12 protein-coding genes are annotated in these 13,335 nt (G+C 38.7%); 8 read left to right on the forward strand and 4 right to left on the reverse strand.

Annotated elements, in window-relative coordinates:
• Positions 1–151: 151 nt before the first annotated feature.
• Positions 152–352, reverse strand: coding sequence for a hypothetical protein (locus MKY78_RS10360; RefSeq protein ID WP_339217758.1), 201 nt, complete (start codon positions 350–352; stop codon positions 152–154).
• A 213-nt stretch (positions 353–565) separates the two neighbouring features.
• Between MKY78_RS10360 and MKY78_RS10365 the strand changes: the two genes are divergently transcribed.
• The 4 genes from MKY78_RS10365 (at position 566) to MKY78_RS10380 (ending at position 2,631) form a co-directional block, all read left to right on the forward strand.
• On the forward strand, positions 566–1,072 hold the full coding sequence (locus MKY78_RS10365) for an LURP-one-related family protein (protein ID WP_339217760.1): 507 nt from the start codon (positions 566–568) through the stop codon (positions 1,070–1,072).
• Positions 1,073–1,149: 77 nt separating this feature from the next.
• Positions 1,150–1,875 (forward strand): hypothetical protein, encoded by a 726-nt coding sequence (locus MKY78_RS10370; RefSeq protein ID WP_339217762.1) that lies wholly within the window; start codon positions 1,150–1,152, stop codon positions 1,873–1,875.
• Between the two features lie 2 nt (positions 1,876–1,877).
• Positions 1,878–2,414, forward strand: coding sequence for a hypothetical protein (locus MKY78_RS10375; protein WP_339217764.1), 537 nt, complete (start codon positions 1,878–1,880; stop codon positions 2,412–2,414).
• On the forward strand, positions 2,401–2,631 hold the full coding sequence (locus tag MKY78_RS10380; protein ID WP_339217766.1) for a hypothetical protein: 231 nt from the start codon (positions 2,401–2,403) through the stop codon (positions 2,629–2,631). The genes MKY78_RS10375 and MKY78_RS10380 overlap by 14 nt, the downstream gene beginning before the upstream one ends.
• Positions 2,632–2,895: 264 nt before the next feature.
• On the opposite strand, the gene MKY78_RS10385 is transcribed toward MKY78_RS10380, so the two are convergent.
• Together MKY78_RS10385 and MKY78_RS10390 are read right to left on the reverse strand one after the other, a co-directional pair.
• Entirely contained in the window at positions 2,896–3,774 is an 879-nt protein-coding gene (locus MKY78_RS10385) for a hypothetical protein (RefSeq protein WP_339217768.1), read from the reverse strand.
• The gene (locus tag MKY78_RS10390; protein WP_339217769.1) at positions 3,761–4,267 is read right to left on the reverse strand and encodes a sigma-70 family RNA polymerase sigma factor; all 507 of its coding nucleotides are present in this window, start codon (positions 4,265–4,267) and stop codon (positions 3,761–3,763) included. The genes MKY78_RS10385 and MKY78_RS10390 overlap by 14 nt, the downstream gene beginning before the upstream one ends.
• Positions 4,268–4,529: 262 nt before the next feature.
• Here MKY78_RS10390 and MKY78_RS10395 point away from each other — a divergent pair, with 262 nt between their 5' ends.
• A complete protein-coding gene (locus MKY78_RS10395) occupies positions 4,530–5,126 on the forward strand; it encodes a hypothetical protein (protein WP_186867927.1) in 597 nt (198 codons plus the stop codon).
• Positions 5,127–5,426: 300 nt separating this feature from the next.
• Positions 5,427–7,928 (forward strand): helix-turn-helix domain-containing protein, encoded by a 2,502-nt coding sequence (locus tag MKY78_RS10400; protein WP_339217771.1) that lies wholly within the window; start codon positions 5,427–5,429, stop codon positions 7,926–7,928.
• Here MKY78_RS10400 and MKY78_RS10405 read toward each other — a convergent pair.
• On the reverse strand, positions 7,925–8,131 hold the full coding sequence (locus tag MKY78_RS10405) for a hypothetical protein (RefSeq protein ID WP_339212321.1): 207 nt from the start codon (positions 8,129–8,131) through the stop codon (positions 7,925–7,927). The genes MKY78_RS10400 and MKY78_RS10405 overlap by 4 nt on opposite strands.
• A 64-nt stretch (positions 8,132–8,195) precedes the next feature.
• Here MKY78_RS10405 and MKY78_RS10410 point away from each other — a divergent pair, with 64 nt between their 5' ends.
• Complete coding sequence (locus tag MKY78_RS10410) at positions 8,196–10,964, forward strand: glycoside hydrolase family 3 N-terminal domain-containing protein (protein ID WP_339212323.1); 2,769 nt, start codon at positions 8,196–8,198, stop codon at positions 10,962–10,964.
• Positions 10,965–13,310 carry a glycoside hydrolase family 3 C-terminal domain-containing protein gene (locus MKY78_RS10415; RefSeq protein ID WP_339212325.1) on the forward strand — a complete coding sequence of 782 codons (2,346 nt, stop codon included), beginning with the start codon at positions 10,965–10,967 and terminating at the stop codon, positions 13,308–13,310. It abuts the gene before it with no gap.
• The last annotated feature ends 25 nt before the right edge of the window (positions 13,311–13,335 follow it).

The raw sequence follows: 13,335 nt of genomic DNA on the forward strand, positions 1-13,335 counted from the left end.
TTGGCCTATAAACAACTTCGATACAATCTGTTTTTTATAGTATAGGAATTTCTCTGATGATGAGTAGAAATTTTAACTTTTGAGCGTTATAAATGTCCCGCAGAATTATGAGACTACAGTAGATAAAATGAAGATGAACGAACGGAGTTTCTTATGCTTTACTATTTTTCCCATTACTTTTTAACAACCATAATACTACTCTTATAAAAACAATGACAAAAAAGGCGCGAGGGATATTATATTGCAAATCTAACGTGTCAGTTCTGAAATAGGCAAAGGTGCTGTAGGAAATTAATAAAACAATAAAACCCCCAACGAAAATTAACGCCTCTCGTATAATTTTACTTTTCATAAAATCCTCCTTTAGCATATCCCATTTACATTACATAGAATAACATTTACTGTATAAATAGTCATAAAATACTAAATAATACTCAAGGTTACCGTGATCATAATTGATAAAATAGCTATATATCACCTATTTGAGAGGGTATATAACCTTTAGAATATTATGTTAATATGTAAATAGAAGCAGTTTTACCGATCTAAGTACAGGAGGCTTATCATGACGAAACAACTCTATATCAAGCAAAAGGTGTTCAGTATAGGTGAGAAATTTACAGTGAAGGATCAGGAGGAGAACGATGTTTATTTCGTGGAGGGCAGCTTCATGAAAGTCCCTAAGACCTTCTCGATTATGAATACAGCAAGAGATGAGGTTGCTACGGTTACGAAGAAGGTATTTAGTTTTTTGCCGAAGTTTTTTGTTGAGGTGAATGGACAAGAGGTGTTAACGATTAAGAAGGAAATATCCTTCTTCAAGGCTCGCTATACGATTGATGCAGTAGGTATTGAAATTCGAGGTAATTGGTGGGATATGAATTTCCAAGTAGAGCGGCATGGTGAGGTCGTGGGAAAAGTGAATAAGGTATGGTTCTCATGGGGGGACAGCTACAAGGTCGAGATATTGGATGAAGCGATGGAGACGATTATGATTGCTATTGTGGTTGCGATTGATTGTGTGAAGGATGACAATTCTAAGACAGCTAACTCCTCGATTACGACGAATTAATTAGGGCTATAGGAGCTTAATCTACCATTAATTGTGAAGGGGAAGCAGAAATTCAAACAGCAAGAGGGGGAGCTTGGATGGAGATAAACTTTAACTTACCGGATAATGTAATCACCATCGTAACTAGTTGTTTTGTTTGGGGTGTTATTGCCTATTTAGCATACCGAATATACCAGAAGCAAACGGACAAACCAAAGGTATGGAAGATAGCGGTGATCCTCCTCATTGGTCTTATTTCGTTTTCGATTGATTTGCATTTGTTTGATGTACTAGTAAAATTGGCCATCCTACCATTGGGTGTCTGGGCATTATATATTATGTTTAAATGGACGAATAAGAACTGGCAAGCTTATCGCCGGTTTGCTTGGTTAGGATTTTGGGCGAACTTTCTCTTTTTGGCGTCAACATTCCTTGCTATGCCGATTGATGATGTCGTGTATCCGAAAGAGGAACCAACAACGTATATGGCCAAAATAGAAAATGCATCTCTTGTACCAATCCATCCGTCAGCGATAGCGGACGGGAAATTAAATATAGATAGATTAGATAAGGAACTACATACGATGAAATCGGAAGCGATATACAGTGATAAATGGTATCAGGATACCTATATGAATCATGTTGATACGAATGAGAGAGATGAGCGATTCCCTTATCAGTTGGTTGGAGCTTCTGCAGCATGGGGCAGTGGTCTTCATCCCGTTATCTTTATTGAAAATGATGGAAGGGGTCTGTTAATTACAACGGCCGAAAATCAGCTTTATTTTCGCTTTGCTGAATCCATCATAGAGGGGGTGGAGTGAAGATGATTAAGAAGAGGATTGGTATTGGTGTAGCCTTTGTCTTAATAATGGGAGGGATTTATTGGTTTTATCTCGCAAAGCCTACTTCCTTTCCATCGAAGGAAGAGCTAATAGTCGAGCTTAATGATGTTGATCCTTACCTTGACGCAAGTGTAATCCAAGATACACTGGTGTTGGATGAAAGGCATGTCTTGGTGCCTTTTATATCTGATACGGATGATTATGGTTTAAGCTATTGGATTTGGAATAAACATAAATGGCGAGTTGCCATGATTTCTTCGCGAGGTACGCCGATGGTATGGAAAATTGATCCGGCAGACCCGTCGACATACCACTTCGTGTGGAATATGCACCCGGAGGATAAGATGACTACAATGGACTACTTCCTCCTACGTGATCGAAGCTTTCGTATAACGAGTGATGGGGCAGGGAGCCAGAAAGAAACGTATTATCCTAAAATCCAACTGCGAACAACCGTATCCCTTAACGAGTCCTATGGAGCGATGAAGCTAACGGAGGAATGGGTTGAATGCATTTAATGACATGGGCAAAGCCTCCCCGTCGAATGGATTCTTTAACGCTGTTTTCCCTGACCAAATGATGCAGTTTGGCTGGATTCCTACTTATCAAGATGGTGTAGAGCTTTCTTTAGAACATTCATCTAATGGCAGAAGATATTATACCGGTGTCCCAATCGACCTCGACCATATCATAATCCTAAACGAACCAGACTTGGAGGCGCCTCTCACTCCTTGAGATTTGTCAGTTCTGTTAAGGGGTACGTGAAATCTATCAGTTTTTTCAAGACAGAAGGCACAACGGTAACCCCCGATGTCCCTTCTGTCTTTTTTCAAATATAACTACAGTACTATCAGAAAAAAGACGAACTCATGTATAAATAGACCTCTATATGAGGCTAATTTATTCAAGGTTCTTCCCTATATATTTATAAATCTATTAACCATTCTAACATATTTGTGGAAAAATCAAATTCATTCTTCATAAAGGTATTTAGATGATTCAGTATAAATCTAACGTAACCCCAATAACAGACGCCCTAATGATATCTAAATCTAGAAATCTTTCTAATTCACTTGGCGTACCACTTATTAAAGCCCCACTTATCAAGATTGTTGGATCCATTTGAGTATAAGGATTTTCCTCAGAAACTAGATAACCCTTTGCCTTTTCACCAAACATTATATGGTCAAAATCATATTCACTTTCACCTAATTCATTGAAATGTGAACTATCTGATTCGTCAGCCCATAACCAATCAACATTCTTAGTCCCTAATATGTTACTTAATTCTTTAGGGGAAAGGGATATTTCAAAAGAAAGGGCCACTTCAATTAGTTTATTTTCATCTAATCCTACAGCAATCTCTAGCTCGTTTGGCAGATTATGATATCCAATATGAGGGTAATAAAAGTCGACTTTTCTTTCATTATTTAGATGATTATATCTTACGGTCCTTTCCGTATTACTTACTTCGAAATTTTCACCTCTTGTTGGATTAATACTCTTAACATCACCGAAAACAGGATATATTCTTGTGTCGATTTCCCAAGGTATTTTTCTGTCTCCTATTTTTTTATAATAAGTTACCTGTTCTTCAGTACTTAGAAAGCCATGAGAATAAATAACATCAAAATCAACAATACCTGCCCCTATTAGTCCGTCGAAAAATTGTTGCGTTCGTTGTAATTTTTCCTCTTCTATTTTACTATGAATGACATAATTACTAACTAAGCTCATAAGAACAAACATAATAATGATGGATATTATTGATATAAAAAGATACAAACTAAATTGTTTGAACTTTGTTTTCTTAATAGTATTCTGAAATGCTAAACTACCTACAAAGTCCTTTTCTTTAATTTTTTTATTCTTTCTCACGTTTTCCCTCCTCATATAATTCTAATAACTTTTTTCTAGCTCTAAAGAGTTTCACCTTTATAGAAGACTTTTTAATCCCAAGAATTGCAGATATTTCATTGTATGATAGTTCGGATTGGTATTTTAGCAATAGTAGCTCTGCGTACATTGGTTTTAACTTTCGTAGCAACTGATTGATTTCTTCGGTTTGTTCTTTGGCTATAAGAGTAAATAATGGAAGATCATCTGATTCTGTCAGATTAATGTTATCGTCGAGATTTAATATGTATTTTTTGTTTTTTCTACATTGATCATAATAAATATTTAATGCAACACGTATTAGCCAGCTACGGATATGGGATGACTTAATAGTATCTGAAAATCTAAGGAATTTATATGCTGTTTCCTGGACAACATCTTCCGCATCGATATATGGTACACCTTTACTAACTAAAAATCGATAAAGAATATTTAGTTCTTCATTTAATTCGTCCATTAGTTTATTTTGTGACATTGCCCCTCCCCCTGTATATATAAGACGTAACAAGTCAAAAAAAGTATACACAATTATAATACCTAATACAAAATTCAAATTTTCCTAATTAACCGACTTTTTTAGTGAATAAATTATATTTTTGTTGAATTCGAAAGAAAATTTCCTTTATTTTTTTTTACAGAGTTCAATTCTATCTATTTTCATAGTTTCTACTCTAGTTGTCTACAAAAATAATAGTCGATATAATCAAGGGAATAAATAATATCAAGGGGGGAAAGTAATGAAAAAGGGATTATTTTTATTAATATTTATTAGCCTAGTATTTTTCTCAACTACTGTTTCTGCCGAAGAAAAGGATATCCTCATTCAAACAAAAGATATTGTACCAGCTTCATCTTGGGAGCTAGTCGGTGTAGATGTTAATGAACAAACAGGAGTGAAGTTTGAGATTTATGAAGAGAAAGTTTTACCGAATCTTTTAATTCCAATGGCTGGAAATGGTCAATGGGATTATGTAACTAGTTCCGTTTGGACCACTAGTCACGCTACATCAGGAGCTACTAAATATAAACGTGATAAGACCGTTCATTCGACTGGCGGGGATTTCATGATTTCTGTACCTTATCATTATGTATATGGGGTGTTACACAACACCGCTAAAGCTGGAATATCGATTGAACTGTATGAGGAAGACCCTCTCAAGTCTACTCATGTTGACTGGAGATATGTAAACCCACCACCTAAAGGATCAGTATACCATGCAGTATGGCGGGATTTAAATGGTTATGTAGATGGAACTAATAAAAAGGCAGAATTTTATGCGGAATACGCTATGAACTATATTGGAGATTCATTTTCTGTTGTTTATTCTGATTAAGTGTTAGATATAGGTCATAGAAAAAGAATGCCAGGATGGATTCCTTTTTCTATACTATATTAAACTACCCCGGATAATCCAAATGGCATAGGGATATGGTGGATGGAATTCTAAGTATCTAATTATATAATTGCTCCAAGACAGAAGGCACAACGGTAACCCCCGATGTCCCTTCTGTCTTTATCTATAAGCAGAAACAGAGCCCCTCTCTTATCTCGTTTTCTCCTTCTACCAAATTGTAAAAATATTTCTGCTATGCTAGAGTGGATGTAATAGTTTATAGGAAGAGGCTTTGAGAGCATGAACTATGAATATGAGCAAATTAATTATAAAAAGGATCTGCCGATTAATGTCTTTACCCATACAGTGGAACACTTCCCGTTTCACTGGCACGAGGATATGGAGATTTTATTTGTATTAGAAGGTGCTCTTGAAATACGGGTTGGGCAGGATAGCTACGCATTAGAAGTGGGAGATATTTTCCTGGTGAATGGTAGTGAACTGCACTTCATTAATTCTAAAACAGATTATGGAAAGACCCATGTACTCGTTTTGCAAATAAATAGTGACTATTTAAGAGAACAGCATCTGGATATCAAGCATAAAAGATTCTTTATCTATTCGAAGGATCTAGGGAATGTCTCAAAAGGCGTGATGGATGACTTAAAGTTTATCCTCGCTAATATGATGGACTTAACCATCAATCAAAAAAACTTATATGAACTCAAAGTAAAAAAGTGGTTATTAGAGCTTATCGTTATTCTAATGGAACATTTCGAAGTACCACAGGAAGAGGATTATGACGAGCTAGCGAAAGACGAACGTCTGCTAGAAATCTTAAAATATATGAATATGCATTCTGCTAGATCCGATTTAAGCTTGCAGGATATTTCGGAAGCGTTTTCGCTTAATCCGCAATATTTGTCCCGGTATTTTAAAGCCAAAGTCGGCGTTACGATAAAGAAAAAATTAGATAGTATGCGCCTGAACAAGTCTTTAATGGAATTGCAGACGACGGACTTAACGGTGACAGAGATAGCGCTGAAGTATGGATTTCCAGATAGTAAAGCATATTATCGGGTGTTTAAAGAAATATTAGGGATTACCCCCAGAGAGTATCGTGAGCACTACCATTTTGAACTGGAACAACATGTGTCGAAGGATTACCTAAGTATTAATAATCGTGAATCACTAACGAACCTATTTAAACATTTACATCGAAAGAAGAGTAATCATCCAGTAGTAAAGACGGAAACTAGAAATCTATCAGTAGACCTGACGAACACAAAGAGAAGGATTGAACATACCTTTACTAATTTACTAACATTTGGATATGCTCCTCTTGCTTTGAGAACCGATTTTAAGGCCCAGCTTCATCAAATACAAGAGGAAATTGGCTTTCGTTATGTTCGGTTCCATGATGTTTTGACAGATCGATTACTTGTTTACAATGAAAAGCCTGATGGGTCCTATTACTTTAATTTTCATAATATCGATGGGGTTCTCGATAATCTTCTAGAAGAGAACGTGAAGCCGTTTTTAGAGATTGGGTTTATGCCGAAGCAGTTAGCCACGACTACGGAGACTATTTTCTTATGGGATGCCCATGTTTCCCCGCCAAAGCAGATGCTTCGTTGGAAGGAGCTAATCGATGCTTTTATTAGACATGTCATCAATCGTTACGGGCTTGATGAAGTAAGGACATGGTATTTCGAATTTTGGAATGAGCCAGAGGTTGAATATTTCTGGAGGGGAACAAGAGAGGAATTCTTCACGTTATATGCGGAGACATATAAAACAATCAAAGCGATCGATCCGGAACTAAAGGTAGGCGGTTTTAGTAGTGTTAATTTTAGCCGTTACGAGGAATGGTTGAAAGCATTTAATCAACTGGCGGAGAAAGAAGGAATCGGGTTAGACTTCTTTTCTGCCCATGTATACAATTTTACTAGAAAACCGGCTGAAGAAATAAAGCATACGGACAAGAAAGCTAGTATCTCCGCTGAAAATGTGACTCAATTTTCTAGCATTATGCTGGGTGATGAACATAATCTGACTAAAAGTATCGATAGCGTAATTCAAAAGGGTATTGAATTATTAACTACTGATGAGATATGGTTAACAGAATGGAATAGTAATAGTGATAGTAAAGATTTACTCCATGATACGTGTTATATGGCACCCCTTATCGTGAAGACTTCTATTGAAAACTTTGAGAAGGTAAAAGGGATGGGCTACTGGACGTTTACCGATTTATTTGAGGAGTTTAGCCGGGAGATGTCACTTTTTCATGGTGGGTTTGGCTTGATGACATATAACGGAATTAAAAAGGCAGGTTACCATGGATTTTCCTTCTTAAGTAAGCTGGGAGAGGAATTAATTTTAAAGCGAGAGGATATGATTGTGACCAAACGAGGCGAGGATTACCAAATTCTTATTTTTCACTACGTACATCCTAATCGTTTGTATCGTACCTTTGACTATTCCCAGTTGTCGGAGCATAATCGTTATACCGTGTTTGAAGAGGAAGGCGATCGGCAGTATACCATTTTACTAAAAGGAATTAAGGGCAAATATACGGTGAAAAAGCAGTATGTGAATCGTGAAAAAGGCTCTGCATATGATGCGTGGGTTGAAATGGGAGCACCAAATACCCTGGATCGTGAAGCGCTCAGCTATCTAAAGGGACGAGCAGACCCTGGAATTCATGTGGAGGATATAGCCATTAGGGAGGGTTATACACTGACAACGAGTTTACAACCTCACGAAATCCAGTTGATTGAATTGAAGAGGCGGTACTAATTATATCTTTTTAAGATGGAGCCATCTGCAACTATGCGGGTGGCTCCTTTCGTTGTGATGTCAAAAATCGTAATAACAATACGATGAAAATGGGAATGGAATAGTGTGTTGTTTTGATTAAGAGTCAATAATTGGAATGCGATTTCTCTTTTATTGGAATGATGTTTATCCTTCTGCCATGTATAGTAAACGTATTGTGACATTTTATGTTATCGCTTTCATGTATTTGATTCAAACAGACATATAGGTAATAGGGGGAAAAGAGAAATGGCTAAATCGGAATACCGACAATTAAAGAAGGGTTACAAAGAAGAAGCCAAGGAAAGATCGAAGCAAGTAACATTGGAAAAGAAAGAAATGAGGAAGCTTCCGAAAGAGGAAAAAGCTCTTAAAAAGCAAGAAATAAAGCAAAAAATTGAGTCCTGGAAAGAGAATATTAACGCGACGGAAGACAAGAAGGAAAAAAAGGCGAAGAAAAAGGGATATAAGAAATATAAGAAGATAAGAAGACGGCCTTATGTATTGGCTACATGGGCAGCAATTATTCTTTTATTAGTTGGATCGTATACGAATTTTTATATGAAGAGAACTGCTCCAATGACGGCGGAACAGGCAGAAGCTGCGGAATTTTCTAAAGCGGTTGCAGAGCAGGTGATGGCAGAAAGTATCGTTTTATTGAAAAATGAAAGCGATTTTTTACCACTTCAAGATACGAAAATAAATGTGTTTGGAGCGGGAGCAACGAAGCCGGTATTTGGCGGAGGTGGAGCAGGAGCGATTGATAGTTCCGAGGTTGATGACCTTTATTTAGCATTTGATCAACAAAATATTGAATACAATACAACACTATATAACCTTTACAGTAATTTCATTTATGACGGAAATGCAAGTACAGAGCCATTTGAAAAGCCTGGAAAATCATTAATGCAGAAGCTATTTCCAAATGTAATTGGGTTTATCCCACAATTTACAAAGGAAATGCCAGCAAGTGAGCTTTCTGAGGATGTTATAAAAGAAGCGGTAGATTATTCCGATACGGCATTGTATGTTATTTCGCGAACTGGTTCGGAGGCAATTGATCTGAAAGTAGAGGATGTGCGCTTAAAGCAGGAGGAACGAGATACATTAGATATTTTGGATGCAAACTTTGACCATATTATTTTGTTAGTAAATACGGTTAATGCTTTTGAATTAGGCTTTATTGAGGAATATGAAAATATTGATAGTGTTATGTGGGTTGGTGCACCTGGGAAATACGGAACACATGCGATTGCGAAGGCGTTAATTGGTGATGTAACGCCATCTGGTAAGCTCGTAGATACGTATGCATATGACGTAGAAAGCAATCCAGCTGTCATCAATACAGGGAATTTCGAATATGTTGATGAAAACGGTGAAGGTACAGGACGTTATTTCACTAATAATCTAGAAGGTATTTATGTTGGATATCGTTATTATGAGACATTTTTAGATGATGCAGAATACAGGGAAACCGTTCAATTCCCATTTGGTTATGGTCTATCCTATACCGATTTTGATTGGGAAGTGGTGGAAACAGCGTTTAACGATGAAGAGATTTCGGTAGACGTGGAAGTAACGAATACGGGAGATTTTGCAGCGAAGGACGTTGTACAAGTGTACTTCTCGGCACCATTTACAGAAGGTGGAATAGAAAAGGCTAGCATTGAGCTTGGTGGCTATGCGAAAACGAGTGAGCTAGCACCGGGTGAATCGGAGGTCGTAACGGTAACCTTTGCAACGAGCGATATGGCTTCTTATGATCAGGAAATGGAAGAGGCATGGGTGTTAGAAGCGGGCGATTATCAAATTAAAGTAGCTCGTCATATCCGTGATATCGTCGAGGAGTTCGCGTATAATGTGGGTGAGACGGTTGTTATCAAAGAAGATCAGGCGACCGGTACGGAAATTCGTAATTTATTTGAGGATGCAGCGGGCGATTTAGTTTACTTATCTAGATCGAACCCAGAGGATACCTTCCCGAAAGCACCTACAGAAGAGGAGTACCTCATTCCGGAAGTGGTGGTAGATACTGCTGAGTACAAAGTGGAGCCGTCTACGGAAGAAGCACCTACAACTGGTGCGGACAATGGGGTGGAGCTTGCTGATCTAAAGGGCTTGGATTATCATGATCCACTTTGGGAGAAGTTTTTAGATCAGTTTACAGCAAAGGAAATGGTAAAACTAGTTGGTGATGGTGGGTACTGGACAGAGCCAGTAAAACGATTGGGAGTACCGGCTACAACGATGTATGATGGGCCAGCAAGTATTCGTTCATTCTTTGAAAGCTGGTCATCTGTTGCCTTCCCTGTTGGGGTCAACATGGCAAGTACATGGAATGATGAGCTGATTGAACAGATGGGTGTTGCGATGGGGCAAGAAGCAGTCGCGTATGATGTAGATGCCGTGTATGCACCATCGATGAATATGCACCGTTCCCCATTAGGTGGAAGAAACTTTGAATATTATTCAGAGGATCCTTATATTTCTGGTAAGCTTTCTGCTGCTTATACGAGAGGGCTACAAAGCACTGGTACTGTTGCGGTATTTAAGCATTTTGCAGGAAACGATCAAGAAACGAACCGAGCGGCGAATGGTTTGTATGTTTGGGCAACAGAGCAAGCATTACGGGAAATATACTTTAAGCCATTTGAAATTGCAGTGAAGGAAGGAAATCCATATGGTGCTATGTCGGCATTTAACCGAATTGGCACGACATGGGCAGGTGGTAATCGTGCATTACTAACTGACTTACTACGAGAGGAATGGGGTTTTGAAGGCTTTGTGATTACCGATGCAGGTATAGGACCACAAGGGAATCACTTCGATCCACACCAAGCCATTCATGCGGGTAATGACCTAATGCTAGCATTCCCAATCAACTTTAGTTGGGATAATAAATTTGAAAAAGAACTGAAGCAGTATTTAGAAGAGGACGAAGCAGGTACACTACTTGGACTGAGAAATGCTGTCCACAATATTAGTTACTTTATCTTACAAACAAATAAGGTGGATTAAATGACGAATTATAAAGAATTAATAGCAAACATGACACTAGAGGAAAAAGCATCCTTAATGTCCGGGGAAAATTTTTGGAATACGAAGCAGATTGACCGGCTTCGTATTCCATCTATCATGCTGACGGATGGGCCCCATGGGTTACGCAAGCAAGGTGGAAAGGCAGATCATTTAGGCCTTAACAAAAGTATTCCGGCAACCTGTTTTCCTACGGCAGCAACACTAGCCAACAGCTGGGACTTAGAGTTAATTCAGGAAGTCGGTTCGTATTTAGGGAAAGAAGCAGCTAGTGAGCAAGTGAGTGTATTACTTGGTCCTGGGTTAAATATTAAACGAAATCCGCTTTGTGGCCGGAACTTTGAATATTTCTCGGAAGATCCCTATTTAACTGGGAAGCTTGCGGCAAATATGGTAAAAGGAATTCAGTCGCACGGAATCGCTGCTTGCCCGAAGCACTATGCAGTCAATAGCCAAGAGCATATGAGGATGACGATTGATGAGGTAGTGGATGAACGGGCATTGCGTGAGATTTACTTGGAAGGATTTCGTTATGCAGTAGAGGAAGGCAAGCCCAAAACAATCATGACCTCCTACAATAAAGTAAATGGCGAGTACGCGAATGAAAACCATCACCTCATGCAGGATATTTTGTACGGAGAGTGGGATTTCCAAGGAGTTGCGGTGACCGATTGGGGTGGAAGTAATGATCGCGTCGAAGGTCTAAAAGCAGGAAATCAGCTCGAAATGCCATCTACTGGAGGAATTACCGATAAAGAGATCGTAGAAGCAGTTCAAACCGGAGAACTCCAGGAAGAAGTGTTAGATGAAGCGGTGGAGCGAATGCTTCAGCTCATCTTTGAAACGACCAATGCATTGCAGGATACGGAAAAGGTTGATTACGAGGAGCATCATCAAAAAGCAATCGAGGCGGCGAGAAAATCGATTGTTCTGTTAAAAAATGATAAGGCTACGCTGCCATTAAAAAAAGAGCAAAAAGTTGCGATCATTGGTGATTTCGCTGAAAATCCTCGATATCAAGGTGCGGGAAGCTCCTTGATTAATCCGACTAAGTTAGATAATGCATTGGATGCTTTACAAGCAACAGACTTAGCCATTATCGGGTATGAACAAGGGTTTAAACGTTTCGGTGGAAAAAGCGAGTCCCTGAAAAAACGAGCATTAAAATTAGCCCAAGAAGCAGAGGTTGTGTTGTTGTTCCTTGGTCTAGATGAAGGTAGTGAAGCAGAAGGTATTGATCGCGCTGATATGAAGCTAAGGGATAACCAGCTAGAATTGGTGAAGGAATTAGCAAACGTACATGATCATATAGTCGTTGTGTTATCTGGCGGTTCAGCAATTGAGATGCCTTTTGCAGAGGATGTGCAGGCGATTGTCCATGGGTATCTAGGTGGTCAAGGTGGTGCTACTGCTATTCGTGATGTCTTGCTTGGGGATTATAATCCAAGTGGGAAGCTGGCAGAGACATATGCCCTAAAGTATGAGGATATACCGTCAGCACCATATTATCCCGGCTTAGAGGCTACTAGTGAGCATAGAGAGAGTATCTATATTGGGTATCGCTATTTTGATACGAAAAAGGTACCTGTCCTGTTCCCGTTTGGGCATGGTTTATCGTATACCGAGTTTGCTTATAGCGATTTAAGGGTTAGTGAACAATCTGCTACCTTTACGATTCGTAATATTGGCGAAGTAGCGGGTGAAGAGGTTGCACAGCTCTACATCAAGCCGACTAACGCAAGCGTGTTCCGGGCTAATAAAGAGCTAAAAGGTTTTATCAAGGTTCATTTAGAGCCAGGCGAATCAAAGGAAGTGAAAATCGAATTAGATGACCATGCATTTTCGTATTATAATTCCTTTCATCATTGCTGGTCGATAGAAACAGGCTCATATGAAATACAGGTTGGTAGTTCGATCGATGATATACGATTATCTGCTGTTGTAGAGGTGCAAGGTGATGACACGGAGCATCATTATAATAAAGAAGCGCTTAAACCGTATTATCAAGCAGATGTTCACCATATCGGTGATGAAGCATTTCATCAATTACTTGGGTGGACACCTCCAAACCCATTATGGGATCGGAAGGCTAAGCTTGGCTATAATGATACGATTGCCCAAGGAAAATACAAAAAAGGGTTTGGAAAGCTTCTTTATATCGTGGTGTTACTCGCTAAAAAGTTCCTATTTTTCATCCGCAAGCCTTTACTAGCGAATAATGTCATGTTCGTCATGAACATGCCCTTCCGCCAGATTCCTCGGTTTAGCCAAGGAAAGATTAGTGAGAAGATGGTTGATCGGGTATTAAAACTGATTAATTTCTGGTAGAAGATATACATTTACAGTTCGTGGA

The sequence above is a fragment of the Ornithinibacillus sp. FSL M8-0202 genome, from assembly GCF_037975285.1.
Classification (GTDB): domain Bacteria; phylum Bacillota; class Bacilli; order Bacillales; family Amphibacillaceae; genus Ornithinibacillus; species Ornithinibacillus massiliensis.

Bases quoted from the DNA above. Each gene is read 5' to 3' on its own strand.
- MKY78_RS10365 (WP_339217760.1), top strand. From the start codon at position 566: ATGACGAAACAACTCTATATCAAGCAAAAGGTGTTCAGTATAGGTGAG.
- MKY78_RS10395 (WP_186867927.1), top strand. From the start codon at position 4,530: ATGAAAAAGGGATTATTTTTATTAATATTTATTAGCCTAGTATTTTTC.
- MKY78_RS10405 (WP_339212321.1), bottom strand. From the start codon at position 8,131: ATGTCACAATACGTTTACTATACATGGCAGAAGGATAAACATCATTCC.
- MKY78_RS10400 (WP_339217771.1), top strand. From the start codon at position 5,427: ATGAACTATGAATATGAGCAAATTAATTATAAAAAGGATCTGCCGATT.
- MKY78_RS10370 (WP_339217762.1), top strand. From the start codon at position 1,150: ATGGAGATAAACTTTAACTTACCGGATAATGTAATCACCATCGTAACT.
- MKY78_RS10375 (WP_339217764.1), top strand. From the start codon at position 1,878: ATGATTAAGAAGAGGATTGGTATTGGTGTAGCCTTTGTCTTAATAATG.
- MKY78_RS10415 (WP_339212325.1), top strand. From the start codon at position 10,965: ATGACGAATTATAAAGAATTAATAGCAAACATGACACTAGAGGAAAAA.
- MKY78_RS10410 (WP_339212323.1), top strand. From the start codon at position 8,196: ATGGCTAAATCGGAATACCGACAATTAAAGAAGGGTTACAAAGAAGAA.
- MKY78_RS10390 (WP_339217769.1), bottom strand. From the start codon at position 4,267: ATGTCACAAAATAAACTAATGGACGAATTAAATGAAGAACTAAATATT.
- MKY78_RS10360 (WP_339217758.1), bottom strand. From the start codon at position 352: ATGAAAAGTAAAATTATACGAGAGGCGTTAATTTTCGTTGGGGGTTTT.